Annotated in this window: 23 protein-coding genes; 9 read left to right on the top strand and 14 right to left on the bottom strand. The window is 64.9% G+C overall.

What is annotated here, in order from left to right:
- Window positions 1-36: 36 nt before the first annotated feature.
- Complete coding sequence (arrB, locus tag KUV81_RS08795; protein WP_222543496.1) at window positions 37-738, bottom strand: arsenate respiratory reductase iron-sulfur subunit ArrB; 702 nt, start codon at window positions 736-738, stop codon at window positions 37-39.
- 11 nt (window positions 739-749) lie between these two features.
- Window positions 750-3,314: an arsenate respiratory reductase molybdopterin-containing subunit ArrA gene (gene arrA / locus KUV81_RS08790; RefSeq protein WP_222543495.1), complete on the bottom strand. Its 2,565-nt coding sequence runs from the start codon at window positions 3,312-3,314 to the stop codon at window positions 750-752.
- A gap of 396 nt (window positions 3,315-3,710) precedes the next feature.
- Here arrA and KUV81_RS08785 point away from each other — a divergent pair, with 396 nt between their 5' ends.
- The gene (locus KUV81_RS08785; RefSeq protein ID WP_222543494.1) at window positions 3,711-4,055 is read left to right on the top strand and encodes a metalloregulator ArsR/SmtB family transcription factor; all 345 of its coding nucleotides are present in this window, start codon (window positions 3,711-3,713) and stop codon (window positions 4,053-4,055) included.
- 39 nt (window positions 4,056-4,094) lie between these two features.
- On the opposite strand, the gene KUV81_RS08780 is transcribed toward KUV81_RS08785, so the two are convergent.
- Window positions 4,095-4,643 (bottom strand): dihydrofolate reductase family protein, encoded by a 549-nt coding sequence (locus KUV81_RS08780; RefSeq protein WP_222543493.1) that lies wholly within the window; start codon window positions 4,641-4,643, stop codon window positions 4,095-4,097.
- A 93-nt stretch (window positions 4,644-4,736) separates the two neighbouring features.
- On the opposite strand from KUV81_RS08780, the gene KUV81_RS08775 reads away from it, so the two are divergent.
- A complete protein-coding gene (locus KUV81_RS08775) occupies window positions 4,737-5,285 on the top strand; it encodes a TetR/AcrR family transcriptional regulator (RefSeq protein WP_222543492.1) in 549 nt (182 codons plus the stop codon).
- Between the two features lie 12 nt (window positions 5,286-5,297).
- Here KUV81_RS08775 and KUV81_RS08770 read toward each other — a convergent pair whose 3' ends face one another.
- From KUV81_RS08770 to KUV81_RS08760, 3 genes are all read right to left on the bottom strand, one after another.
- Complete coding sequence (locus KUV81_RS08770) at window positions 5,298-6,104, bottom strand: hypothetical protein (protein ID WP_222543491.1); 807 nt, start codon at window positions 6,102-6,104, stop codon at window positions 5,298-5,300.
- Between the two features lie 71 nt (window positions 6,105-6,175).
- Window positions 6,176-6,928: an alpha/beta hydrolase gene (locus KUV81_RS08765; RefSeq protein WP_222543490.1), complete on the bottom strand. Its 753-nt coding sequence runs from the start codon at window positions 6,926-6,928 to the stop codon at window positions 6,176-6,178.
- A 68-nt stretch (window positions 6,929-6,996) separates the two neighbouring features.
- Window positions 6,997-8,328, bottom strand: coding sequence for a DEAD/DEAH box helicase (locus KUV81_RS08760; protein ID WP_222543489.1), 1,332 nt, complete (start codon window positions 8,326-8,328; stop codon window positions 6,997-6,999).
- A gap of 284 nt (window positions 8,329-8,612) precedes the next feature.
- On the opposite strand from KUV81_RS08760, the gene KUV81_RS08755 reads away from it, so the two are divergent.
- On the top strand, window positions 8,613-8,810 hold the full coding sequence (locus tag KUV81_RS08755; RefSeq protein ID WP_315900060.1) for a DUF2375 family protein: 198 nt from the start codon (window positions 8,613-8,615) through the stop codon (window positions 8,808-8,810).
- 3 nt (window positions 8,811-8,813) lie between these two features.
- Here KUV81_RS08755 and KUV81_RS08750 read toward each other — a convergent pair whose 3' ends face one another.
- Window positions 8,814-9,170 (bottom strand): glutaredoxin family protein, encoded by a 357-nt coding sequence (locus KUV81_RS08750; RefSeq protein ID WP_222543487.1) that lies wholly within the window; start codon window positions 9,168-9,170, stop codon window positions 8,814-8,816.
- A gap of 114 nt (window positions 9,171-9,284) precedes the next feature.
- Between KUV81_RS08750 and KUV81_RS08745 the strand changes: the two genes are divergently transcribed.
- Window positions 9,285-10,184 carry a lysine exporter LysO family protein gene (locus tag KUV81_RS08745; protein WP_222543486.1) on the top strand — a complete coding sequence of 300 codons (900 nt, stop codon included), beginning with the start codon at window positions 9,285-9,287 and terminating at the stop codon, window positions 10,182-10,184.
- Window positions 10,185-10,225: 41 nt separating this feature from the next.
- On the opposite strand, the gene KUV81_RS08740 is transcribed toward KUV81_RS08745, so the two are convergent.
- The 3 genes from KUV81_RS08740 to zntR form a co-directional block, all read right to left on the bottom strand.
- A complete protein-coding gene (locus KUV81_RS08740; RefSeq protein ID WP_222543485.1) occupies window positions 10,226-10,546 on the bottom strand; it encodes a hypothetical protein in 321 nt (106 codons plus the stop codon).
- A gap of 79 nt (window positions 10,547-10,625) precedes the next feature.
- Entirely contained in the window at window positions 10,626-11,879 is a 1,254-nt protein-coding gene (locus tag KUV81_RS08735) for an SO_0444 family Cu/Zn efflux transporter (RefSeq protein WP_222543484.1), read from the bottom strand.
- Window positions 11,876-12,280 (bottom strand): Zn(2+)-responsive transcriptional regulator, encoded by a 405-nt coding sequence (zntR, locus tag KUV81_RS08730; RefSeq protein ID WP_222543483.1) that lies wholly within the window; start codon window positions 12,278-12,280, stop codon window positions 11,876-11,878. Before zntR ends, KUV81_RS08735 begins: the two co-directional genes overlap by 4 nt.
- A gap of 355 nt (window positions 12,281-12,635) precedes the next feature.
- On the opposite strand from zntR, the gene purH reads away from it, so the two are divergent.
- From purH to KUV81_RS08710, 4 genes are all read left to right on the top strand, one after another.
- Window positions 12,636-14,228 (top strand): bifunctional phosphoribosylaminoimidazolecarboxamide formyltransferase/IMP cyclohydrolase, encoded by a 1,593-nt coding sequence (gene purH / locus KUV81_RS08725; protein WP_222543482.1) that lies wholly within the window; start codon window positions 12,636-12,638, stop codon window positions 14,226-14,228.
- Window positions 14,229-14,468: 240 nt separating this feature from the next.
- Window positions 14,469-15,752 (top strand): phosphoribosylamine--glycine ligase, encoded by a 1,284-nt coding sequence (gene purD, locus KUV81_RS08720; RefSeq protein WP_222543481.1) that lies wholly within the window; start codon window positions 14,469-14,471, stop codon window positions 15,750-15,752.
- 344 nt (window positions 15,753-16,096) lie between these two features.
- Window positions 16,097-16,846: a hypothetical protein gene (locus tag KUV81_RS08715; RefSeq protein ID WP_222543480.1), complete on the top strand. Its 750-nt coding sequence runs from the start codon at window positions 16,097-16,099 to the stop codon at window positions 16,844-16,846.
- A 33-nt stretch (window positions 16,847-16,879) separates the two neighbouring features.
- Window positions 16,880-18,802, top strand: a complete 1,923-nt coding sequence (locus KUV81_RS08710) for a hypothetical protein (RefSeq protein WP_222543479.1) — start codon at window positions 16,880-16,882, stop codon at window positions 18,800-18,802.
- Window positions 18,803-18,848: 46 nt separating this feature from the next.
- Here the strand turns inward: KUV81_RS08710 and KUV81_RS08705 are convergent, their stop codons facing one another.
- Together KUV81_RS08705 and KUV81_RS08700 are read right to left on the bottom strand one after the other, a co-directional pair.
- Window positions 18,849-20,153, bottom strand: a complete 1,305-nt coding sequence (locus KUV81_RS08705; protein WP_222543478.1) for a DUF1501 domain-containing protein — start codon at window positions 20,151-20,153, stop codon at window positions 18,849-18,851.
- A gap of 3 nt (window positions 20,154-20,156) precedes the next feature.
- On the bottom strand, window positions 20,157-22,115 hold the full coding sequence (locus tag KUV81_RS08700) for a DUF1800 family protein (RefSeq protein ID WP_222543477.1): 1,959 nt from the start codon (window positions 22,113-22,115) through the stop codon (window positions 20,157-20,159).
- Between the two features lie 422 nt (window positions 22,116-22,537).
- On the opposite strand from KUV81_RS08700, the gene KUV81_RS08695 reads away from it, so the two are divergent.
- A complete protein-coding gene (locus KUV81_RS08695) occupies window positions 22,538-22,912 on the top strand; it encodes a glutaredoxin family protein (RefSeq protein ID WP_222543476.1) in 375 nt (124 codons plus the stop codon).
- 48 nt (window positions 22,913-22,960) lie between these two features.
- Here the strand turns inward: KUV81_RS08695 and KUV81_RS08690 are convergent, their stop codons facing one another.
- Entirely contained in the window at window positions 22,961-23,575 is a 615-nt protein-coding gene (locus KUV81_RS08690) for an HdeD family acid-resistance protein (RefSeq protein WP_222543475.1), read from the bottom strand.
- A complete protein-coding gene (locus KUV81_RS08685) occupies window positions 23,572-24,141 on the bottom strand; it encodes a hypothetical protein (protein ID WP_222543474.1) in 570 nt (189 codons plus the stop codon). Before KUV81_RS08685 ends, KUV81_RS08690 begins: the two co-directional genes overlap by 4 nt.
- Window positions 24,142-24,155: the final 14 nt, after the last annotated feature.

The following is a 24,155-nucleotide window of genomic DNA, read 5'->3' as shown; positions in this document are numbered from 1 at the left end:
ACCGCGCCGAGGCGCGGTTTTTTTTGTGGCCGGGGATCAGCTCTGCCGGACCCCGAAGGTGCGGATGTAGTAGACGTTGGGCTTGGTGCCCGCCTCCGGCTTGAGCTGACGCGGGGCGTGCAGCTTGATGAGCCTGGATACCTCGGACTGAGGATCGTCCAGGTCCCCCACCACCCGCGCTCCGGAGGGGCAGGCGGTGACGCAGGCCGGTGACAGCCCTACATTGAGTCGGTGGTCGCACAGGGTGCACTTCTCCACGGTCCGTCGGGGGCGGGTCACCGGGTAGGTGTCGCCCCGCTCCGGGTTCTCCAGCGGCGAGTGCTTGGCCCCGGTGCGATCCAGCACCATCTTGGGCGAGGCCGTACCGCCGGGCACCAGCTCGCTGTCGTCCTGCCACTGACGGTGGGGCACCGTGCGGTTAAAGCCGATCGCCTGGTAGGGGCAGGCTTTCACGCAGCGCTGGCAGCCGATGCAGTCCTCGCTGTGGTGCAGGGTCAGCCCATTGTCCGCCTTGTACATCGCCCCGGTGGGGCACACCTCGACGCAGGCGGCGTTATCGCAGTGGTTGCACAACGTCGGGGTGTAGCTGTAACGCACATTGGGGAAGGTCCCCTGGGTCTCGGTGATGTGATGAGACCAATGGATGTCGTCCGGGGTGTTGTTCTCCGTCTTACAGGCCAGATCACAGCCGCCGCAGCCGACGCACTTTTGCAAATCAATAACCATGCCTAGTTTCATGTCACGGCTCCTCAGGCTTTCTCAATACGGATGCGGATGTGGCCGTAGTAAGCGGACGCGCCACTCAAACGATCGAACCGGCTGGGAATGATGTCGTTGTTGTTGCCCCCCCGCGGGCGCTTGCCGAAGGTCTCGGCGGCCACCCGACCGTAGGCGTAATGGCCGTGGCCGAAGCACTTGGCCACGGAGCCGGGGCGGACCCCCTCCCACAGCTTGGCCACACAGTCGATGCTGCCCACCGGGCTGACCAGGCGGATGGCGTCGCCATCCTTGAGGCCCAGCTTGCGGGCGTCCACCGGGTTGATCTTGGCGGTGTCCTGGCCCACCTCGTCACCGGGATTCACGTCGTTGAAGGCGTGGGTCCAGGTTACGTTGGCAGAGCGCCCCTCGTGGTTGAGCCGCGACTTCTGGTCCACCAGCAGCAGCGGGAAGGCCTTGGCGTCGCCGTCGCGCACCGGCGCCTCGTAGTGCGGCACGTAGGCCAGTTCGCCCTGACCGCTGTACTCGCTGGCCGCCATCACCTCGTCGACGCTCACCTGGTGCTTCTCGGCATGGCCCTTAAGCGCCTTCTTCAGGGTTTCGCTGTAGAACTCGAACCGGCCGGTGGCGGTTTTGAACTTGCCCCAGCGCGCCTGGTAGACGTAGGGCTTGGAGTTCCAGACCCCCTTGTCCACAAACTCCTGCCAGCCACTGAGCTTGTCGCCGTATTGACTGGCGTCCTGGTGCCACAGCGGCGCGGTGACGTACTTCACCGCCACTTCGGCAAACTCTGCAGCGTTCTTGGCGGGTTGGCCGGTTTCCGGGTCCAGCACCTGCTCGTTGATGTAGCGCCAGGGGGCGTCGAAGCCCTTCTCCGCCAGCTTCTTCGCCAGCAGGTAGGGCACCTCGGTTTCGTCCTGGCGGGTGTCGTACAACCGCTGGATGGAGGGGCGCTGCAAGGAAACGTGGCTGTGGCCGTTACCGGCGGCGGAGAGCACGCCCCACTTCTCGAACATGTGGTGGTTGGCCGGCAGCAGCAGATCGGAGAACCAACTGAACTCGGAGATGTTGGTGGTGACGTGGGCGATAAAGTCCACCTTGGACAGGGCCGCCTCCCAGCGCTGGGTTTCCGGCGCCGAGTACACGAAGTTGTTGAAGTAGGCCAGCATCACCTCGATGTTGTAGGGATCGGCGCTGTTGATGGCGTTGGCCACGTTGTCGGTGATCACCCCGCCACCGGACTTGCCCTTCTTCAGGGCCGGAAAGCCCAGGCGACCGCGCTGATCGATCTTCTCCATCTTGACCCCGGCCTGGGCCACCGCGTCCAGGTAGGGCTTGGCGCTGGGGAAGCTCTTGTTGAGCGGCGCCTTGTTGTAGGGGAACAGCCCGCCCTGGCTGTCGATGGCGCCAAACAGGCCGTTGAGCCCGTGGCAGGCCAGGGAGGTGTAGCTGCCGCGCACCTGCATGGTGGGGCCGCGGGAGGTCCACACCTGCACTGCCGGGGCCGCCGCGCCCATCTCCCGGGCGATGGTCTTGATGGTCTGAGCCTCGATGCCGGTGATCCCTTCGGCCCACTCGGCACTGCAGGTTTTCAGCGCCAGGTTCCACCAGCTCACCAGGCCGTGGGTGTGGCGCTCCTCAAACAGCTTAGCGTCCACCTCCTGGCCCGCCTTGAAGCGGTTCTGGCCGTCTTTGAAGTCGCCGACAAAGGGCTTGTGCCAGAGGCCGGCCACCATCGCCTCGTGGGCAATGGCCAGGGCCAGCGCCGCGTCCTGGCCGGTTTCCACCGGAACCCAGAGGTGGGCTTTAGCGGCGGAGGCGGACAGGCGCGGATCCACCACCACCACCTTGGCGCGGTCCAGGGTGTCCCCCCACTGGCTGGAGTAGTGGCTCACCTGGCGGTTGCTGGCGATGGGGTCGGCACCGAAGGAGAGGATGTACTTGGTGTTGCTGACGTCGTACTGGTTGTAGCCCCAGTTGCCGTCCTGGAAGTAGGGCCCCATCTTGTGGGACTCGGCGCAGATGGCGCTGTGGGAGATGTTGTTGGGGGAGCCGATCAGGTTGGTCATCTGCTTGTAGAGCAGGTCGTTGACCAGGGAGTAACGGCCGCGCAGCAGGGCGTACTTGTGGCTCTCATTCTTGGCCCGCAGCGCCAGGATGCGATCCGCCAGCATCTCCATCGCCTGGTCCCAGCTGATGGGGACAAACTTGGGATCCTCGTCCCGCCCCTTCTTGGGGTTGGTGCGCATCATCGGCGTACGCAGGCGGTCCGGATCGTAGACCATCTGCAGCCCCAGGTGCTGGCGAGGGCAGCTGGCGGTGTCGTGGATCTTGGAGTGGGGGTTGCCTCGAACCTTGATGGCCCGACCGTCCATGATGTAGACCTGCTTGGCACACCAGGAGGTGCAGCCCTGGCAGGTGGTCGGCACCCACTGGCCGGTGCCGGTGCGCAGGTCCACCTTGGGCAGCACCTGCTCCATGGCCTGCACCACGGGCTGGAAGAGATAGCCGCCGCCCAGGCCCAGCAGCGCGGTACCCACCGCGGTGCCTTTAAGCAGGTGTCGGCGGGAGAGATCGACCGGTTTATCGTTGTTCATGGCTCACACTCATATATGCATATGCGGTTCACCATATATTAGGGATAATTCCCTCCCGGAGGGTGACGGGCCTCACAGGCAAAAACTCTTTGCTCCCCGGTGCATCAAGGTGGTGAGTGCAGCGACAAAAGCGGGCGTTCTGCGAAGCCCTGGGCGAACCCCGCTCCTTGGTGAGTAACCCTCTGCTTGGCATGGGGTTTTCGCCACTTTTGTCCCATCGAACGGCACAGGGCCTCGGGGAAAACGGGCCCCGGAGTGTGAGCCGACCCACAAAGCCGGGTGGCCGCACCCTTGGGTCAGACGCGAATCACTCGCAACTGTGACGCCACCCTCATCCCTGTGTCACAATACTGCGCTTCAGTCGCCCACCCAGCCCAATGCCCACAGAGGAGCCCCATGATTGCCCCGGTAACCGCCTTGAAAAGCCTGGCCGACGACACCCGGCTGAGCCTCATGCTGCTTATCCAGCAACAGGGGGAGCTATGCGTCTGCGAACTGACCACCGCGCTGGACCAGAACCAGCCCAAGATCTCCCGCCACCTGGCCAGACTGCGCAGCGACGGCCTGCTGATCGACACCCGCCAGGGGCAGTGGGTGTTCTACGATCTGGCGCCGCTGCCGCCCTGGCTCGCCCGCACCCTGACGGACATCGCCGAGGCCCAGCCGGAGCTGTTGGCGCCCCACAGCGCCCGGCTTGAAGCCATGGGGGATCGCCCCCAGCGCCAGGCCGCGATGTGCTGAGACAAGAAACCGCGCCAAGGCGCGGTTTTTTTGTGCCCCTTACCGGCGTCGCCGGTAGTGGGATTTGACCAGAGCACCCAGCAGCACCTCGCTGTGCACCAGCTCGAAGGCCTGAGGCTCGGCCAGCGCGCCGAACAGCGGCACGCCTCCCCCCAGCAGGATGGGGATCTGGGTCAGAATGAGCTCATCAATCAGCTCCGCCGCCAAAAATCCCTGGATGGTGCGTCCGCCATCCACGTAGAGCCGCTGGTGACCGAGCTCCGCCAGGCGGTCACTGAGCCCCCTGGGATCGTCCGCGGCCAGGGCAAACACCTTCCCCTCGAGCGCCGCCGGTACCGTCACCGGTTGACGGCTGACCACGTAGACCGGCTTGGGGTAGGGCCACTGGGCCGGCAACTCCAGGTCAAAATCCAGCAGGGTCTGGTAGGTGTTGCGCCCCATCACCAGGGCATCGACGCCGGCGATGAACTCGGCGAAGCCAAGATCATCCCCCTCGGGATTGGGCACACTGTGCAGCCAATCCAGTCCACCGTCGCGATCGGCGATGTAGCCATCCAAACTGGTGGCAATGTAAACGACGTGACCCATAACCCCTCCTCAATGCCCCCCGGCGGCTTGCTCCGGGGAAAAAACAGATTTAATCTACACCGTAGAATTATTAAATCGTAGAGGGGGCAGCGGATGACTGTCAAGGCGAAAAAGCGGGGCCGGCCGAGCCAGCTCAGCAGCGAAGGGATCCTGGATTGCGCCAAAACCTTGCTGCGTCAGGAGGGTAAGGTGCCCAGCGTGCGGGCGATCAGCGGCGCCCTGGGGGTGGACCCCATGGCGATCTACCACTACTTCGGCAACAAGGCGGCGCTGTTGGACGCCCTGTGCCGCTCCCTGGTGGCCGACATTCATCAACCCGATGGCGGCGACTGGCGGATTGAGATTGAGGCCCTGTGTCGCAGCTACCTGGGGCTGCTGGAGGCCCACCCGGGGCTGTTGGGCACCCTGCTTGGGCTGACCAGCACCGGTCCGGCCCAGGTGTTCATCGAACGGTTCGAACAGGCCCTGGCGCCGCTGGCGCTGCCGCCGATCACCCTGGCCCACTGTCGGGATCTGCTGGTGGATTACCTGCACGGCTACGCCCTGGCCCAGGAGGCGGCCGCCGGGGCGCTCACCCAGGAGGCCCTGTCCGGCCCCCTCGAGTTCTGGATGACGGCGGTGGCCCAGGCCGCCAAGGCCTGAAGGGCGTCGGCGTTATTGGGGTGCGGAGGGGGACTCTGGGGTTAAGGGAGCCGTTCGGCGCAGGCTCCAGCGCCAATAGCCCAGCAGATAGAGGCCGGCCAGGGCAAAGGCCAGCAGGGTGCCCAACCCCAGCCCCAGTCGCGGGTAACCCACCCACACCGCCAGGGTGTAGACCACCAGGCTGCCGACGCCGTAGGGGTAGTGCTTGGTGAGGGTCTGCACCACCGCGCTGCCGTAGCTCCACTGCAACAGCAGCATCAGCGGAAACAGGGTGATGGGGAAAGAGGCCATCACCCCCGCCCACTGGGGAGGCACGGCGCCGGCCAGGGCGGTGATCGCCACCACCAAGGCCGCCGCCAGGGCCGCCCGGGCCCAGAGCAGCCCCCAACCGGCGCGGACGGCGACAAACTCCGGCTCCGGCAGGCGTCGGGTCAGGCGAATCGCCAGAGCCGCCCCGCCCAGGGCCAGCAGCGCGCCCCAGGGGCCAAGATTGGGGCTGGCCTGCCCCAGGGTGGCCAGACCCAACAGGGCCAGCAGCGCCAGTACCAGGGGCCACCAGGAGCGGCGGGCAAAACGGGGGGCGGTCAGGGTGTAGGTCAGCGCAAAGCCGGTGGTGGCCACCAGACCCAGCAAACCGTAGGGCGCGGCCTCGGCGGCAAACTGAGGGCCCTGCTCCAGGCCGTAGAAGAACAGCAGTATCGCGGTGCCCAGGGGGAAACCGGTCAGTACCCCCGCCCAGCGCGGTCCCACCCGCTCCGTCAACCAGGCCAATCCCACCACGGTCACCACCGCCGCGGCGATCTTCGCTGCCACCACCATGCCACTGCCCCTTACTGCTAGGCCTAAAGAAGCCGCACTCTACCAGAAGCGACGGCGCTTAGGGGGCGATTTTAGGGGGCAAAGAAGCTGGCCAGGGCGGTGAAGTACTCCGGGTAGCGGGAGAGGGTGTTGTGATCCGCCTGGGGCAGCTCCACCACGGTGAGCCCGGCGGGCTCCAGGGCCTGGATCAGCGCCTGGCTTCGGGCCTTGGGGATCACCTGGTCCCAACGGGCCAGCACCACCAGCCGGGGCTGGGTCAACTCCGGGGCCACCGCCAGGTTGTCGAAGGGGTCTTTGACCAGCCAGGTCACCGGGTAGATGGGCATCTGCTGTTGGGCCAGGGCGGTGATGCTGTCGAAGGGGGTCACCAGGGCCAGCCGGGCCAGGGGCCGCTGGTCCGCCAGCTGCACCACCACCGCCGAGCCCAGGCTGCGGCCGATGGCCCCCACCTGCTGATGGCGGGGGGCCACCACATCAAACACCGCCACGGCGGCGCCCACCAGGCTGGCCTGGCTGGGGCTGCCTTCGCTGTGGCCGTAGCCGGGGTAGTTGACCAGGTAGAGGGTGTGATCCGGCAGCGCCGCCGCCAGCTCGGCCCCACTCCAGCCCACCAGCTCGGCATTGCCACCGAAATAGAGCAGGGCCCGAGCACGGTCCGGATTCAGGGGGTGCACCTGAACTCGACCCCAGGCGGTGTCCACCCACTCGCTGGGCAGCGACGGGGGGTCCAGCGGGGAGGGCAGGTAGATCAGCTGACGCTGGAACAGGGTAAGCAGGGCCCCCATCGCCAGGTAGCCGGTCAGAAACAGGGCCAGCAGTTTCACGGGTTCGCCTCGACGGATTCTCCCCCAAGGGTAGCCACAAAAAAGGCCGCACGAGGTGCGGCCGGGATTCACTCCTGCTCGGGGGCAGCGCTGGGTTTCTTGCGCACCACCATGGGGGCGTCGCCGATGTCCCGCAGCCCGCCGGCAGCGCGCTTGACCTTCTTCGGCGCCCGCTTGGGAGCCGGCCCCTTGCGCCCTTTACTGGCCGTTTTTTTGGCCTTGACGGGCGCCCGCTTGGGCTTGTCGGCAAAGCCCTTGAACTGGGCCTCCAGCCCCTCCAGCGCCTCGAAGGCCAGGCTCTGGTTGAGGAAGGCTTCGAGCTTTTTGAAGCTGACCCAGTCCTTGGGGCCCACCAGGGAGAAGGCGTCCCCCTTGGCCCCGGCCCGGCCGGTGCGGCCCACCCGGTGGACGTACTCCTCCGGGTGCTTGGGCAGGTCGAAGTTGACCACATGGGAGACCTGGGGGATGTCCAGGCCCCGGCTGGCCACGTCGGTGGTGATCAGCACCTGGGCCTTGCCACCGGCAAAGTCCTGCATGATCTGGTTGCGGGCGGACTGGTTCAGATCCCCGGACAGGGCCAGGGTGGTGAAGCCCCACTGGCTGACCAGGCCCGCCAGGCGGTCGGTGTCGGAGCGGGTGGCGGTAAAGAGGATCAGCTGCTTGAACGCCTGCTTCTCCAGCAGGGCCTTGAGCTGGGCCTCCTTGTGATCCAGGTGATCGGAGAACAGCATCCGGTGGTGGATGTCGCTGTGGATCTCGGCCTCGGAGTCGATGCGGATGCGAATGGGGTTGTTCAGCAGCTCGGCGCCGAAGCGATTGACCGCGGCGTGATCCAGGGTGGCGGAGAACATCAGGGTCTGGCGCTTGCGGTGATCCGCGGCCTTATGGATCGCCTGGAGCTGATCGGCAAAGCCCAGATCCAGCATCCGATCCGCCTCGTCCAGGATCAGCAGCTCCAGTCCGTTCAGGTAGAGGTGGCCGTGCTCCAGGTGGTCCGCCAGGCGGCCAGGGGTGGCCACCACGAAGTGGGGATCCCGGGCCAGGGCCTTGCTCTGCTGGTTGAAGTCTTCGCCGCCGAGGATCAACAGCGACTTGAACTGGGTGTTGGCCACCACCAGGCGCAGCTGGCCGTAAACCTGCTTGGCCAGCTCCCGGGTGGGCGCCAGGATCACCACCCGCGGATCGCGCTTGGTCAGGGCCTTGGATTTCATCAGCCGCTGCATTGCCGGCAGCAGGAACGCCAGGGTCTTGCCCGAGCCGGTGCGGGAGCTGGCCAGCAGATCCTTGCCGGCGATGGCGGCGGGGATCGCCTTTTGCTGGATCTCGGTCGCCTCGGCAAAGCCCAGGTGCTCAACGGTGGCTAACAGACGCTTATCCAGCGCCAGCTCGGAAAACTGCAAGGCGGACTCCAGGGAGTTGGGGGTAAAGGGGAGAGTATACCCTGTTCGCTCAAGCGACAGGGGGCGCTATTTTGCCCTGTGTCCGCCCCCGACTCAAATGGCGTCAAATTCCCGCCGGCTCACAAAACGGGAATTGGCTTGAATTGCCTGGCTTGCAAAAGTGCCCCCGCCCCCTCAATATTGTTGCCATCTCGTTAATTTTTGCGAAGAAAATGAGTAATCTAAACGGCAGCAATCCGGCTGTACACGCCCCTCAACGCCAGATTGTTGACAGGGAGGCCAGGGTGGCAAACGACACGGTGACGGTGCTCTTTTTCGATGGTGACGAGTCCTTGGTGATGAAAAAGGCGGTGCTCAACGGCCTGGCCCGCGGCACCAGCGGGCGGGTGATGCTGCCCGACGCCTTCCGCCAGGGCAAGGTGATCGTCGCCGTTCTCGGCGGCGACGTCGAGGTGCTCAGCCTCGCCGGCGACCGACTCTGACCCCTACTTCTCCAGCCTCGCCAGTAACCGATCCAGCTCCGCCGGCGAATGGCCGCGGATCACCCGACCGTCGATCAGCACCAGCGGGATCCCGTGGCCGCCGAACTGGGCAAACTCCCGGGCCGCTTGAGGGTCATTCTCCATGTCGAGCTCCAAAAAGGGCTGGTTCCGGGCATTAAGAAACTCCCGGGTGGCGGCGCAGGCCGGACACCAACTGGCCCCGTACATCAGCACCTCACTCTTATGGGCCTGGTTCAGCGACAGCGCCAATCGATTGCCGGCACCCAGCTGGTAGAGGGAAAACCCCATCAGGCCCAACAGCAAGATAACGGCCCCGAAGACCGCACTGCGTTTACTCATCATCACCTCCTCTTAGGCCTCTGGGACCACCACAGGGCCCGCGAGTTCCGTGACTTGTGGATGGTATACCATCTTGCTAACCTTGCCGCGCCTTTTGTTAACGCGGACAACACCTTGGACACCCTGGTCATTCTCTCCCCCCTGGTGCTGGGCTACCTCATCAAGCTCAGTCACCTGCCCAGCCTGCGCCTGATCGACCGCGCCCTGACCGCCCTGGTCTACCTGATCCTGGGGCTGATGGGCATGGGCCTCGGGGGACTGGACAACCTGGCCGGGGAGATCGGGGAGATCGCCCGGCTGACCGGCACCCTGATCGGTCTGACCCTGGTGGCCAACCTGGCACTGCTGCCCCTGGTGGACCGCCGCTGGCCCCTGAGCCTGGGCCAGGAGCAGGGCCGGGTGCGCACCCTTGCCATGGTGATGGAGTCGCTGCAGCTGGCGGGGGTGGTGCTGGCCGGCTTTATGCTGGGGATGCTGATGCCCCTGCCGGGCCACCTGATCGAGAGCTGGGCCAACGCCATCCTGATGCTGCTGCTGTTGCTTATCGGCATCCAGCTGCGGGCCAGCAACATGAGCCTGCGCCAGATCCTGTTGAACCCCCGGGGGCTGGCCATCGCCGCCCTGGTGCTGGGCACCAGCCTGCTGGCCGGTGCCGCCACCGCACTGCTGTGGCAGATGCCGGTGCACCATGGTTTGGCCCTGGCCGCCGGCACCGGCTGGTACTCCCTCTCCGGTGCCCTGGTGAGCGCCAAGCTGGGCCCGGCCCTGGGCTCGGTGGCCTTCCTGGCCGACCTGTGCCGTGAGCTCATTGCCATCGTGCTGATCCCCATCCTGATGCGCCGCACTCCGGCCTCGGCCATCGGTTACGGCGGCGCCACGGCGATGGATTTCACCCTGCCGGTGATCCAGAAAAGCGGCGGCCCGCAGACCGTGCCCATCGCCATCGTCAGCGGCTTTGTCCTGACCCTGGCCGGGCCGATACTGATCCCCTTCTTCCTCTCCCTGGGGGGATAAAAAAACGCCGGCGGATGCCGGCGTTTTTTTTCGGTCCAGGCTTACTCCACCTGGGCCTCGGGCTCGGTGGCCGGTGCCGGCTCCACGGCCTCAAGCTCGCAGCTCCAGCCCCAGCCCCGCTGCTTCTCGACGAAGTTCTCCGCCCGCTGCTCACAGTAGCCGGCGGTGTTGGCGGCGCTCCACAGCATCTGGCTGCCTTCGGCCTTGGTGTAGTGCACCTCACAGGGCAGCGGCGCCTCGGCGGGGTAGCGCACCTCGATAAGGCGCTCGGCGTTGCCGTGGTTGCAACGGTAAACCAGGGGGTCCGCCGCCAGGGCGGAAGTGGAGGCCAGCAGGGCGGCCAGCAGGGTGATCCCTTTCATCAGATGTCTCCTAAACGGTTCCTGCGGTAGTCAACCAGAACGGGCGACCGAAGTCGCCCACTTCTTGACCTCGAGGGCATCAGGCCAGGGCGGCTTTCGCCGGCACCCACTTGTCCCACAGCGCTTTGGCCATCAGCACGGCCAGCAGCACGCCACTGCCGTACACCAGGGCGTGGGGCAGCATGCGGTGCTCCTCGCCCACCAGGGGCATCACCTTGAAGCCAAACTCGGCCACGGCAAAGTCCACTGCGAATCCGAACAGCATGGCGGTGCCGATCACCCCGGTCAGGTAGGCCCACAGGGCCCGCTTGCCCAGCTCGTTGCGCACCACGCCCAGGGTGGCGATGTTGGTGGCCGGCCCCGCCATCATGAACACCAGCACCGCACCGGGGGAGACCCCCGCCAGCAGCAGACCGGCGGCGATGGGGGTGGAGGCGGTAGCACAGATGTACATGGGAATGCTGACCAGCACCATCACCGTCATCGCCAGGATCCCATCCCCCCACTGGGAGAGGAAGGAGGCGGGCACAAAGGTGTTCACCAGGGCGGCGAAGAACAGTCCCACCAGCAGCCACACCGTGGTATCCCGCACCAGGTCCGTGGCGGCGTAGTGCACCCCCTTGATCAGCTTGGCCACCACACCGGGGGCCGCCGGCGCCTCGGTTTTACCGCCGCAGCAGCCGCTTTTGGCGCTGGCCTGGGCTTTACTGGAACAACAGCCGGTCGCCTCAGCCTTCACCGCCGGGGCCGCTTTGCTGCCGCAGCAGCCGGATTGTTGCGCCGGTTGCGCCACTGCCGCCTGGCTGGCGCAACAGCCGGATTTCGCTGGCGTCACCGAAGACACCGCATCAGGGGCGCGCATCATCGAGCCGCCCGCGGCCATCGGCGTCATCTTGGGGGCGGGTTTTGGCTGGGGCTCGGCGTCCTGATCCCGCCCCACCAGCAGGCCGGCGACAATGGCGGAGACCACCGCAGTGATGGGACGCACCACCGCCATAAAGGGCCCGAGCAGCACGTAGGAGACTGACACCGAATCCACCCCGGTTTCCGGGGTGGCCACCAGGAACGCCGTGGTGGCGCTTTTCGAGGCACCGGAGCGGCGTAGGCCCACCGCCGCCGGGATCACCCCGCAGGAGCACAGCGGCAGGGGGGCGCCGAACACCGCAGCCTTCACCGTGGGCTTGATGCCGTGGCCCCCCAGCTGCTTCTGCATCCAGCTCATGGGCACGAACATCTTGATCATCCCCGCCATAAAGAGGCCCAGCAGCAGCCAGGGGGCGGAGTCGAGGAAGAGATCCCAGAAGTTGAGGGCCAGCTCGGTCAGGGTGCTCATGAGCGCACCTCCAGCGCATCCAGGATGGAGCAGTGCTCGGCGCTCTCCGGCCCGCCGCAGCAGGCGTCCGCCAGTTGCTGCAGCGAGTCACGAAACTGCTTGAGCTCGGCCATCTTGCGCTCCAGCTCCACCACCTTGTTCTCGACGATCGCCTTGACGTCCTGGCAGGCCCAACTGGCCCGGCTGGCGTCGATCATCAAAAGCTCCTGGATCTGGGCCAGGGTGAAGCCCACCCCCTTGGCCCGCAGGATAAAGCGCAGCTTCACCTCGTCGGCCTCGTCGTAGAGGCGGTAGCCGCTGTCGCTGCGCCCACTGGGGGCCAGCAGACCGTGTTTCTCGTAGTAGCGCAGGGTGTCGGTTTTGATCTCGTAGCGCTGCGCCAATTCCCCAATGCGATACATGGGTGCTCCATTGTGTTCACCGAATTCGACCAGTATAAACCTTGGAGTTTGGTCAAAGGTCAAAGGAAAAAGCGGGGTCTGGGCACCCGGGAGGGAAAAAAAGTGATCCGAGTCGGAAACGGCGCTGATCTGGCCGGCATTTTTTCGTAGAATACGCGCGCATCAGCGGGCGCGACGCAACGAGGGTATTTCGCCAAGCTTCCCCCCAATACCGGCATCGTCGGCTGGGGCCATTTCGGGAGCGGCACACCGCCTCCCCAAATCGGTTTGGCGAAATATCTTCAACATAATAATGCGCCATCAATCCGGGGCATCCCGGTGGAATGGCCAAACCGCTAAAAGGACTCTGTACCCTATGAACGCACCCCGCCCGATCCGTCGAGCCCTGCTGAGCGTCTCCGACAAAACCGGCATTGTCGACTTTGCCCGTGCCCTGTCCGAGCGCGGCGTTGAACTGCTCTCCACCGGCGGCACCGCACGCCTGCTGGCCGAGGCCGGCCTCAGCGTGACCGAAGTGTCCGACTACACCGGCTTCCCCGAGATGATGGATGGCCGGGTCAAGACCCTGCATCCCAAGGTGCACGGTGGCATCCTCGGCCGCCGTGAGCAGGACGAGTCCGTGATGGACACCCACGGCATCCGCCCCATCGACATGGTGGTGGTCAACCTCTACCCCTTCGCCCAGACCGTAGCCAAGCCGGGCTGCACCCTGGAGGACGCGGTGGAGAACATCGACATCGGTGGCCCCACCATGGTGCGCTCCGCCGCCAAAAACCACAAAGACGTCACCATCGTGGTCAACGCCCACGACTACGACCGCGTCATTGCCGAGATCGACGCAGGTTCCGGCTCTTTGACCCTCAAGACCCGCTTCGATCTGGCCATTGCCGCCTTCGAGCACACCGCCGGCTACGACGGCATGATCGCCAACTACTTTGGCACCATGGTGCCCAGCCACGGCGACAACAAAGAGGGCGACGAGGAGTCCGTCTTCCCCCGCACCTTCAACCAGCAGTTCACCAAGAAGCAGGACATGCGCTACGGCGAGAACAGCCACCAGCGTGCCGCCTTCTACGTGGAAAACAACGTGCAGGAAGCCTCCGTGGCCACCGCCGTTCAGCTGCAGGGCAAGGCGCTCTCCTACAACAACATCGCCGACACCGATGCGGCGCTGGAGTGCGTGAAGGAGTTCGACGCCCCGGCCTGTGTCATCGTTAAGCACGCCAACCCCTGTGGTGTAGCCCTGGGTGACGACATCCTGGAAGCCTACGACCGCGCCTTTAAGACCGATCCCACCTCCGCGTTTGGCGGCATCATCGCCTTTAACCGCGCGTTGGACGGCAAGACCGCCGAATCCATCGTGGCGCGCCAGTTTGTCGAGGTGATCATCGCCCCGAGCATCAGCGCCGAGGCCAAGGCCGCCGTGGCTGAGAAGAAAAACGTCCGCCTGCTGGAGTGTGGCCAGTGGCAGGCCAAGACCGCCGAGTTCGACACCAAGCGGGTCAACGGCGGCCTGCTGGTGCAGGATCGCGACCAGGGCATGGTGAGCCTGGACGACATCAAGGTGGTGTCCAAGCGTCAGCCCACCGAGGAGCAGCTCAAAGATCTGATGTTCTGCTGGAAGGTGGCCAAGTACGTCAAATCCAACGCCATCGTCTACGCCAAAGACGGCATGACCGTGGGCGTCGGCGCCGGCCAGATGAGCCGCGTCTACTCCGCCAAGATCGCCGGCATCAAGGCCGCCGACGAGGGCCTGACCGTACCGGGTTCCGTGATGGCTTCCGACGCCTTCTTCCCCTTCCGCGACGGTATCGACGCCGCGGCGGAGGCGGGGATCAGCTGCGTCATTCAGCCGGGCGGCTCCATGCGCGACCAGGAAGTGATTGATGCGGCGGACGAGCATGACATGGTCATGGTGTTTACCGGCATGCGCCACTTCAAGCACTAAGCGCTATTGGTGTCGCTGGTCCAAACGGCGAATTGCGGCGTTGCCCGCGGTCCTCGGCCTCCTCATTTGCATCAGCAAACTCGGAGGCCTGTGGAGCGGGCGCCTGGCACTTCATCCGTTTGGCCTGCGCTTGAGAAGCAGGGCCTGTCCTGCTGCGAGAATTTGAGCGTGTGGTGAGGGACCCCTCCCACGCTTCCTTGGACCCGGGCCTGAGCGCCCGGCAACCGGAAAGGAAAGACAATGAACATTTTGGTAATTGGCAGTGGTGGTCGTGAGCACGCCCTGGCCTGGAAAGCAGCCCAGAACCCGGCGGTAGAGACCGTCTTCGTGGCACCGGGCAACGCCGGTACCGCCACCGAGCCCAAGCTGAAGAACGTGGCCGTGGCCGGCAACGACGCCCTGGTGCAGTTCGCCAAGGACAACGCCGTGGCCCTGACCATCGTCGGCCCGGAACAGCCGCTGGTGGACGGTGTGGTGGACGCCTTCGAAGCGGCGGGCCTCACCATCTTCGGCCCCAGCGCCGCCGCGGCCCAGCTGGAGGGTTCCAAGGCCTTCACCAAGGACTTCCTGGCCCGCCATAATATCCCCACCGCCGCCTACCAGAACTTCACCGAGATTGAGCCGGCGCTGGCGTATCTTCAGGAGATGGGCGCCCCCATCGTGGTCAAGGCCGATGGCCTGGCCGCCGGTAAAGGCGTGATCGTGGCCATGACCCTGGATGAGGCGGAAGCCGCCGTTAAAGACATGCTCGCCGGCAACGCCTTCGGCGATGCCGGTCACCGGGTGGTGATCGAGGAGTTTCTGGATGGCGAAGAGGCCTCCTTCATCGTCATGGTGGACGGCGACCACATCCTGCCCATGGCCACCAGCCAGGACCACAAGCGCGTTGGCGACGGCGACACCGGCCCCAACACCGGTGGCATGGGCGCCTACTCTCCCGCCCCGGTGGTGACCCAGGCGATCCACGACCGCATCATGCGCGAGGTGATCCGCCCCACGGTGGATGGCATGAAGGCCGAAGGCCACCCCTACAAGGGCTTCCTCTACGCCGGCCTGATGATCGACGCCGAAGGCACCCCCAAGGTGATCGAGTACAACTGCCGCTTCGGCGATCCGGAAACCCAGCCCATCATGCTGCGCATGCAGTCGGACCTGGTTGAGCTGTGCCTGGCCGCCTGCGACGGCAAGCTGGACGGCAAAACCGCCCAGTTCGACCCCCGCGCCGCCGTGGGCGTGGTGCTGGCCTCCGGCGGCTACCCGGCCAGCTACGAGAAGGGCTTCGCTATCTCTGGCCTGCGCAGCGACTACGCCGAGGGTGAGAAGGTGTTCCACGCTGGCACCAGCGACAAAGAGGGCGCCATCGTCAACACCGGCGGCCGGGTGCTCTGTGCCACGGCCCTGGGCGCCACCGTGACCGAGGCCCAGCAGCGCGCCTACCAACTGGCCGATGAGATCAGCTGGCAGGGGATGTTCACCCGTCGTGACATCGCCTACCGCGCCATTGCCCGGGAACAGCAAGACTGAGTCCACTTACTCGAATAAAAAAGGGTCGCTTTCGCGACCCTTTTTTTATTTCTCAGAATAATTGAGCAGAAAATATAAAGCGCTTCGCCTCATACCATAAATTCAAAAATATTAGATAAACAGCAATAGCCGACATACTGGCGAACCTTATTCATAAGTGAGCACTTTTCGAGCGCGCCTGTAAGCGATTTCCCACAGCCTTGCTGCCCATTCAACCCAACGACTCAAGGTGCTGAAAAACCACTAGTTTGATACGGAAAAGTCGGGCTAAAATCGCCAATTCATTCAGTTCAGGTCAAGGCTGTCATCCAGGCTGTGGCCCGCAAAACAGGACAGGCTCCGTTATGGAAAAAACGCATCGGCTCTCCCTGGAAGCCAAGGGACGCAGCTACCCTATTGAGCTGCGCACCATTACAGGTATTTACTCCGGTGGAAAAAGAGAAAAGGGTGAAAACCACTTTCAACAGACCATCTATTTGGAAAAAGCCGATGGCAAAGTCCTGACTCTCTATTCCGATTTCAACGTCAATATTCCCCCGGGCAGCCACATCACCCTGATCCGCGGCATCGACGAGCGCAAGGATCTGATCTTCAGCTTTGCCCTCTACGTGCACGCCACCGACGAGATCAAGTGGCTCAGCAAACAGGGGGAGCACGACACCGTCCGCCGCCTTATCACCCTGACCAAGGGGCAGAGCCGACGCTACCACCTGCGCGGCCTGTGGACCCTGCTGGGTGCGGCGCTGTTTGGCTGGCTCGGCCTGTGGCTGGGCAACATGCTGCAAAACGGCTACCTGCTCGATGCCCTGACCAGCCTGCCCTACGTGCTGACCTCCCCGCTGGAACTGTGGGAGTACCACAGCCGCAACATGAACCTGACCGCCGGCGGCATTGGCGCGGCGCTGGGCTACTTCGGCGCCAAGGCGCTGTTCAAGTGGCCGCTGGACTGGATGTTCAACAAGGCCAACAGCCAGCTGGTGGACGAGTTGCTGGCGATGCGGCCGGCGCTGGACAAGATCAACCTGCTGCAACCCCACTCCGGCCTGTCGGAGTCGGTGGACGACGGCTACCGCGACATGTTTGAAACGGCATAACGGCCCAGGATTAACCAAAAGGACTGACAAACAATGGCTTATGAACACGGCTCGTTGGATCTGGGGATCCGTAATCCGTTCCGATTCGAAGGGGTGGTGCGCACCACCCGCGGCGTGGTGGTGGCCCTGCTGGGGCTGGTGCTGCTGCTCCAGGTGGCCGAGGCGGTGAAGGCCGACCCGACCACCGGTTGGATCACCGCCGGCATCGGCTTCCTCCTGCTGGCCCAGGGGCTGTGGACCTGCGGCAGCGGCCTGATGCAGGTGCTGCGCTTCTTCGTGGGCCGCTCCGTGCCCACCTCCCTGGCCTACAACCACGCCAAGTCGGAGAGCGACACCGCCGCCCGGGAGAAGCACGATCTGGCCTACGACGCCGACCAGATCGAGCAGATGATGGTGGGCCGCAAGAACGTCACCTTCGCCGAACCTCAGGGGCTGATTGCCCGGGTGGTGCACACCCTGTTCCCCAAGCTGACCTTCGTCCCCTACCCCATCCGTAACCTGGCCCAACGCCTGGCCGGGGCCCTGACCCAGACTCTGGTGGGCCTGCTGTGCTTTGTCCTGGCCTGGTTCACCACCAGCACCGGGCTGGCCGGCAGCGTCGGACCGCTGATGATGCCGGTGTTCACCACGGTGCTGCTGCTCTACCTGGCCTGGGTGTGGTTCCGAGCGGGCACGCCGGTCAATCGGGCGGTCTCCCGTGCCATGGAGAGCGCCGGCTCCGCCAGCCTGGCCAAGATCCTGGCGATCTCCATCCTGGGCCCCGTCCTGATCGGCTACGGCATCAACCAGCTGCTGAGCGCCGAGCCGAACCTGGCCCGGGCGGTGGCGGAGTTCAACGGTCAGACCGAGCCAGTGAGCGAGATGACCACCCAGTTCCTCACCATCTGGGGCGCCTACACCGACGCGTACAGCAACGGCCTGTGGCTGGGGCTGCTCTGCCTGATGGCGGTACTGAGCTGCGCCCTGCTGATGGTGCTGATCGCCCAGCGCAGCCAGCAGGCCACCCCGGTCACCGAGGTGGCGGAGCTGCGGGACAACTGGCAGGAGTCAGTGCACCCCCGGGAGATCTTCATCAACATCGACTCCATGGTGATGGCCAACCGTCGCCACAAGGAGGTGCCCAACCGCATCTACCGCGCCCTGCAGCCTAAGCTGCGGGAGCAGACCGACGGCAAGGGCTCCTTCTACGGGGAGATGATCCAGGAAACTCAGCCGGTGGTGCAGCAACAAGGCGTTGAGGGGATCGCCAAGCCGGTGCGCCTCGGTGCCACCCTGGCGGGCCAACTCCTGCTGTTACTGGCCGCGGTGATGCTCTTTATGGCGGTGACCCCGCTGAACCAGGTGATCACCCTGGTGCGCGTCCTGCCCACCAACGGCGCCGACGCCGAAGTGGTGGCCCACCTGACCGAACTGGCGGGTCTGGCAGGACACCTGGCCACCCTGGCCATGGGTTTGCTGCTGCTGGGCGCCTTCGGTCGCCTACTGGCCAATTTCGCCCACGTGTTCTGGGGCGAGATCCGTTTCGAGTCGCTGCTGGTGTACTTCAAGTGCGAAGGCACCTTCACCGAGTCGCGCATCTCCACCGGCACCAGCGTCTACGACTCCACCCAGTCGGAGAACACCGTGGTGCGCTCCTCCATGACACCCTGGGTGATCGTCACCCGCATCGTCAGCTCCACTTTTGCCGGCATTGGCGCCCGCAACCTGGAGTACCCTCGCCACATCCTGGAGATGCGGGCCGACGACAAGGAGCTGACCGGCATCGTCGACGATCTGCGCAGCTTCCTGCGCGACCGGGAGACCATCGCCAGCATCAACAATGAGAAGGACTTGGCGGCGGCCTCCAAGATCTACCAGGTCAACGAGCAGACCCGGGCCGCGCCCCAGGTGGCCCCGGCGGACAACACGCCGCAGCTGAGCCAGCATGCCGACAACCGCCTGGAGGTGCAGGAGTAATCCCGCTCCCAGTAAGAAAAAAGGCCGCAGATTGCGGCCTTTTTTGTCAGCTCATAAAGCCCAGCGTCGGACGGTTGAAGGCGTTCAAGGTGGGGAACAGCTGGTACAGCTGATCGTCGGTGGCCCCCATCCAGCGGCTTAAGGTGGCCGAGACCTGGTCCACCGACGTGGTGGGGATCATCCGGCCCAGGCTCAGGCTGTCCGTGCCATTGGGCACCAGGGAGGGCCACAGGCCATAGGCGCCGGATTTCACCGCACCGCCGAACACCAACTGGTGGCCGCCCCAACCGTGGTCGGTGCCGCTGCCGTTGCTGGTCAGCCGGCGACCGAAGTCGGACATGGTAAAGGTGGTCACCTGACCGCCCAGCCCCATCTCGTCCAGCGCCCCCAGGAAGGCACCGATGGCCTGGCTGAGCAAACCCATCAGGCGGTCGTGGGTGCTTAACAGGTTCGAGTGGGTGTCGAAGCCCCCCATCCCCACCAGGAAGATCTGCCGGCCATGGCCCAGCTCCGCATTGGCCTGGATCAGCGACTCCACGGTTTTCAGCTGGTTGGCCAGGCCGTTGCCGGCGGGGTAGCGGCCGGTGGCGGGGTAGCGCTCCAGCACCCCGGCCAGGGTGGCACTGGTGTCCACCGCCCGGGCCATCACCGCTCGAAGCTCGGTGCTCATGGGGTCCCGTCCCGGCAGTGCCAGCAGCCGCTGGTAGGCGTTGGCCAGGGGCTCTTCGGCCAGGGCGTCAAATTCCGGCACGCTGCCGGCGGAGAGGCGGTTTTGACCGACATCCGCCCTCAGCCACTTGCGGTTGCCCAGCAAGGAGAACAGGGGGGTGACCGGCTCACTGCCGTCGCTCAACAGGTCCATCAAACGGCCGCCCCAGCCCCGGGCCTGCCCGGGCGCGTCGGTGCCACTCTCCGTGGCGATCTGCTGGCTGTTGTGGGAGAAGAGGAACGCCGGCAACGGAGTGGTGCCGAATCGGATGTCGTCTTTGCTGGTGGGCGACAGCAGGGTGCCGCTGTTCAGCACCGCCGCCCCCTTGCCTTGGGCAAACAGCTGGGCAATCTCCGGCATCTGGGCGTGGAATCGCAGCGGGTAACCCCACTGGTCCTGCAACCCGCTGGGGTGCAGTCCCGCCTCGGACAGGGCCATGTCGGAGCGGGCCATCTGGTACTCGCCGTAGCCGTCGGCTCCGCCGGGCAAAATCATATTGAAAGCGTCGTTGCCGCCGAGCAGGAAGACCCCCACCAGGGCCCGGTAATCGCCAAAGTCCTGGGTATTGGCCTGCCCCCAGCGGGGCAGCATCAGGGTGCCCGCACCGGCGGCCAGCCCTTTGAGTACGCGTCTGCGGTCCATGGGTCACTCCTGATAGAGGTATTCGGGGGCGGTCAGGGCCAGATAAAGCGGCTCCTGCACACGGCGCTCAAGCTCGGAGGGGGGGATCCCCGCCAGGTGGTCCAGCAGCAGATCCTTAAGCCCCTGGCTCATCCGGTAGGCAAACAGCCGCTCATCCAACCAGTCCACGTAGCGCTGGGCGGGCATGCCGGCCAGCGTCTCGGCACCGAAAAACAGGGTGCCATCGAGTCCCTCGGTCAGACTGCCGCTGATGCCCCACAGGCGGTTGTTAAAGCCGATGTAGGTGTTCCAGCCCAGGATGGAGAGCTCCGGTGCCACCAGGCCCATCTGGGCCACGGCGCCCTGGCTGTAGTCCGGACTGAAGAAGTTGAACACCGAGGGGGCCGCCAGGGGAGCCTGGCCATAGCTGGAATAACTCTTGAAATAATCCACCATGCGATCGCCGGCCAACTGCATCTCCAGTGCCCGGGCCAGGGCAGCGGTGGCAACCAGCGGCTCACGCACCTTGCGGGGCGACCGGCGGGGGTAATACTGCAGGTTTTCCGGGTCCATCAGGATGGCACTGACCACGGCGAAGAGATCGCCCCGCTCGCCAAAACCGTTGTTTCGAAAGACATCCGCCACCCGCTTGACGTAGGCGGGGCTGGGATTGGAGTGGGTCAGCCGCTGGATCAACTGCTGGCTGATAAAGGCCGGGGTGTTGGGGTGGTGGACCAGCAGATCCATCGCCTGGTCGAGATCCGCTTCCATCCCCTGGCCAGCGGGGAAGTACTCCCCCATTACCCACTTTTCGCCGTCGTCGTGACGCTCCGGCGTCCCGGCCATAGGCACCATGGAGTCACACACCAGGCGGCAAAACTGGCCATCGATGTCCCACCCGGTAAAGACCCGCGCCAGATTCTCGATGTCGGTCTGGGTGTAGGTGGGCACCAGCTCGCCGTTAGCATCGTATACCGGTGTGCCGTCGTCGTTCAGCTGGTGCAATCCGATGCTGAACAGCTGCATCACCTCCCGGGCGTAGTTCTCATCGGGAAAGCGGTTGCTTGTCTCATCGGCCAGGAGATTGCCCCGCATCGACAGGTAGATCCCCATGGCCGGATGCAAGGTGACCCCTTTGAGCAGGTCCCGATAGTTGCCCAGGGCATGCTCCGACAGCATGTCGTAGTAGTGGGCCATGGAGAGGGGTTGGTAGAAGAGCACCGCATCCTGGCGGGAGATCACCAGAATTTCACTCAGGGCAAAGGCCATCCGCTGACGCAGCTGGTCCTCGCCATAGAGGGCGTGCTGCCACCACACGTCGGCCCTGTCCTGCTGACGCTGCTCGTACTGCGTCCGGTAGTAGGTCTCCAACAGGGGCAGATGCTCACTTCGGGGCAGGTCCCGCTGCCACTGCAGCCAGCTTTTCAGTCCCATCTTCTGCAGTCTCTGGACGTCCCCGGCCCGGGGGCCAAAGGTGGCCTGCTGCAACAGGCGCGCCGCCTCGGGTTTGCCCATGCGATGGTGCTGGGTCTTGATGGGGCGAAAACCGGCATCGATGGGGCCACCGACCCGGATGGGGCCCTCGGCAGGGGGCGGCTCAGGATCATCGGTAATGGGGGGCGGGTCGATGATGATGATCTCCCCCTCCCCCTTTTGTGGGCTTGGCGGTGCGCTCTGGGCCGGCTCGGACTCCACCTGGGGCGCCGAGGGCGCTGGGGCCAAAGCGGGGACCGGCGCCCGGTAACGGGTCACCAACAGGGTGTGGGCAGTGGGCTTGACCCTGCTGATCCGGGTTAAGGAAGTGACCGCAGTGGCATACTCAAAATCTCGGTAAACCAAGGGGCTGTCGACGGAGACCGGTGCCCAGTGAGCGTTGGCCAGGGAAAAGGGGTTGCGGGTCAAATCCAGTGGGGTGTCCGATGCCTGCGCACCGGCGGCCGACACCGCCAATAGGGCCCCCATCAGATAGGATACTGTCGCCATACTTCAGACTCCTCACTACAGGAGAAACACGCTTGGTGACGGCGACAAGCGGGGGCTTCGACACTTCAGGAAGCCACAAATACGTGAGGATCAGAGAGTTGAAAGCCATGCAGCCCGGATGCCCACGATTCGCTCGTCATCGTCAATCGACGATTGCCTGGCACCCCGCCCCTGCACATCTTCCTTGGAGACTGGATTTGAAGTATAGACAGGATTTCCCGGCCGCAAGGGCCGGCTCTATGACAAAAATGTGATAACGAACTTGGAAGTTTGCATAGGAATCCGTGCTTTGTGAGGGAAAACCGGACGGGGCCCGGAACCGGGCTAGAGGAGAAGGGAAACGCCCCTGCGCTGCAGGGCTGGCCGTCCCGAACCGCAAATGTTACCCTGCGCCCACTTTTGCCCCGTTCGTGAGGTCAGTCATGTTTGTCATTCGCTGGATCCTGGGTCGCCTGGTGCTGCTGGTCAACGCCCTGACCGCGCCCAAACCCCCACAGCGCCCCGCCGAAGTTCAGGCCAAGCTGGACGCCACCCTGAGCCGTTACAGCCTCTACCAGTACGACGCCTGTCCGTTTTGCGTCAAGGTGCGCCGCTCGCTGCGCCGCCAGGGCTTCAACATCGAACTGCGGGACGCCAAGCAGGAGCCCCACCGCAGCGAACTCGAAAGCGGCGGAGGCCGCCTGATGGTGCCCTGCCTACGCATCGAAGAGGGCGACCAGGTGCGCTGGATGTACGAGTCCAGTGACATCATCGCCTACCTGGAAGCCGCCTACGGCGACCAACCCCAGGCCGCCTGAGTTTTCGGGACTGGGGCCCAACTCCTCTGGGCTCCGGTCCCCCCTCTATCAGGGATCCAGGGGGCGATCCTCCCCCTCCACCACCTTGGCGCCGTCTGCCCGCTGCTGCATCCGCACCGTCTCCATCCGCTCCTTGGCCGCGCTCACCATGCCCGCCGTGCTGATCATCATCAGGCCCATCATGATGAGCTTGATCCCCACCAGGATGCCGATGACGTAGCGCCCCGATGCGGGCCACTGCCAGAGGATCACCGCCGCCAGCGCCAGGGTCACGGCGCCGTTGGCGAACATCAGCACCCAGTTGCGTTGCGCCCGGTACTGGAAACTGGCCAGCAACGTCGCCAGCCCATCCACCAGGAAGTAGATCCCGAGGATCAAGGTGATGGCCACCACCCCGGCGGTGGGATTGAACAGCAGATAGAGCCCGGCCAGGCTGGTGATCAGGCCAAACACCAGGCGCAGGGGAAAGCCGCTCATCCCGCGGGTGCGGTAAGCAAAAAACAGCTGGGCCAGGCCGGCAAACAGCAGCAACGCCCCCAGCAGCATCTCCAGGGCCAATCCGGTGGCCCAAGGCATGGCCACCGACAGTACGCCCAGAATCAGCAGGAAGATCCCGCTGCGTCGGCCCAGGGTCAGGGCCGCGTCCAAGGTGGTTTTGATCATGGCAATCTCCCGCTCGAGGGTTCTGTAACAGTAGGTGAAAACCAGCGCGCCTCCTGCCACTGGACGGACTCCGCCACCATGTTGTCGGTCAGCACGGTCACGATCTGGCCCCAGCGCGCCACCATCGACAGGCGGGCCGGAGGGGGCAGCGACAGGGTGTCCACGACAAAGGGGGAGAGGGGCGCTGGGATTTGCAGCTGAGATTGGGGCAGGCTGGCCAGAGCTTCGCCGTTGAGCCGGTACAGCGCCACCATCTCATCCAACAAACCGGTGACGGCGTAGAAATTGAGGTAGCGGGCCCGCTGAGGGTCAGACATCTGGCTGGCTTCGGCGTGCATCTGGTGGCGGGAGGGCCAGCCCATGCGCCGATAAACCGCGTCCATCTGGGTAAAGAAGCCGGCCTGCTCCAGCTGTTGCCGCTGGGCCAGGTAGGCGTTCAGGGGGGCGGCAAAGGGCGCGGCGTCGAGCTCGCAGCCCAAGGCGCAGAATCGCTCAGTCGGTGGGGACGGGGTGGCGCAGCCGGCCAGGGCCAAACTGGCCAGCAGCGTCAGCAACAACGGTTTCATTGGGGCATCCTTGC

It is taken from the genome of Ferrimonas balearica, from assembly GCF_019802085.1.
Lineage (GTDB): Bacteria > Pseudomonadota > Gammaproteobacteria > Enterobacterales > Shewanellaceae > Ferrimonas > Ferrimonas balearica_B.
The sequence above is the reverse complement of the archived record's forward strand: the minus strand, read 5'-3'. Positions and strand labels throughout refer to the sequence as shown.

Bases quoted from the DNA above. Each gene is read 5' to 3' on its own strand.
- arrB (WP_222543496.1), bottom strand. From the start codon at position 738: ATGAAACTAGGCATGGTTATTGATTTGCAAAAGTGCGTCGGCTGCGGC.
- arrA (WP_222543495.1), bottom strand. From the start codon at position 3,314: ATGAACAACGATAAACCGGTCGATCTCTCCCGCCGACACCTGCTTAAA.
- KUV81_RS08785 (WP_222543494.1), top strand. From the start codon at position 3,711: ATGATTGCCCCGGTAACCGCCTTGAAAAGCCTGGCCGACGACACCCGG.
- KUV81_RS08780 (WP_222543493.1), bottom strand. From the start codon at position 4,643: ATGGGTCACGTCGTTTACATTGCCACCAGTTTGGATGGCTACATCGCC.
- KUV81_RS08775 (WP_222543492.1), top strand. From the start codon at position 4,737: ATGACTGTCAAGGCGAAAAAGCGGGGCCGGCCGAGCCAGCTCAGCAGC.
- KUV81_RS08770 (WP_222543491.1), bottom strand. From the start codon at position 6,104: ATGGTGGTGGCAGCGAAGATCGCCGCGGCGGTGGTGACCGTGGTGGGA.
- KUV81_RS08750 (WP_222543487.1), bottom strand. From the start codon at position 9,170: ATGAGTAAACGCAGTGCGGTCTTCGGGGCCGTTATCTTGCTGTTGGGC.
- KUV81_RS08740 (WP_222543485.1), bottom strand. From the start codon at position 10,546: ATGAAAGGGATCACCCTGCTGGCCGCCCTGCTGGCCTCCACTTCCGCC.
- KUV81_RS08735 (WP_222543484.1), bottom strand. From the start codon at position 11,879: ATGAGCACCCTGACCGAGCTGGCCCTCAACTTCTGGGATCTCTTCCTC.
- zntR (WP_222543483.1), bottom strand. From the start codon at position 12,280: ATGTATCGCATTGGGGAATTGGCGCAGCGCTACGAGATCAAAACCGAC.
- purH (WP_222543482.1), top strand. From the start codon at position 12,636: ATGAACGCACCCCGCCCGATCCGTCGAGCCCTGCTGAGCGTCTCCGAC.
- purD (WP_222543481.1), top strand. From the start codon at position 14,469: ATGAACATTTTGGTAATTGGCAGTGGTGGTCGTGAGCACGCCCTGGCC.
- KUV81_RS08715 (WP_222543480.1), top strand. From the start codon at position 16,097: ATGGAAAAAACGCATCGGCTCTCCCTGGAAGCCAAGGGACGCAGCTAC.
- KUV81_RS08710 (WP_222543479.1), top strand. From the start codon at position 16,880: ATGGCTTATGAACACGGCTCGTTGGATCTGGGGATCCGTAATCCGTTC.
- KUV81_RS08705 (WP_222543478.1), bottom strand. From the start codon at position 20,153: ATGGACCGCAGACGCGTACTCAAAGGGCTGGCCGCCGGTGCGGGCACC.
- KUV81_RS08700 (WP_222543477.1), bottom strand. From the start codon at position 22,115: ATGGCGACAGTATCCTATCTGATGGGGGCCCTATTGGCGGTGTCGGCC.
- KUV81_RS08695 (WP_222543476.1), top strand. From the start codon at position 22,538: ATGTTTGTCATTCGCTGGATCCTGGGTCGCCTGGTGCTGCTGGTCAAC.
- KUV81_RS08690 (WP_222543475.1), bottom strand. From the start codon at position 23,575: ATGATCAAAACCACCTTGGACGCGGCCCTGACCCTGGGCCGACGCAGC.
- KUV81_RS08685 (WP_222543474.1), bottom strand. From the start codon at position 24,141: ATGAAACCGTTGTTGCTGACGCTGCTGGCCAGTTTGGCCCTGGCCGGC.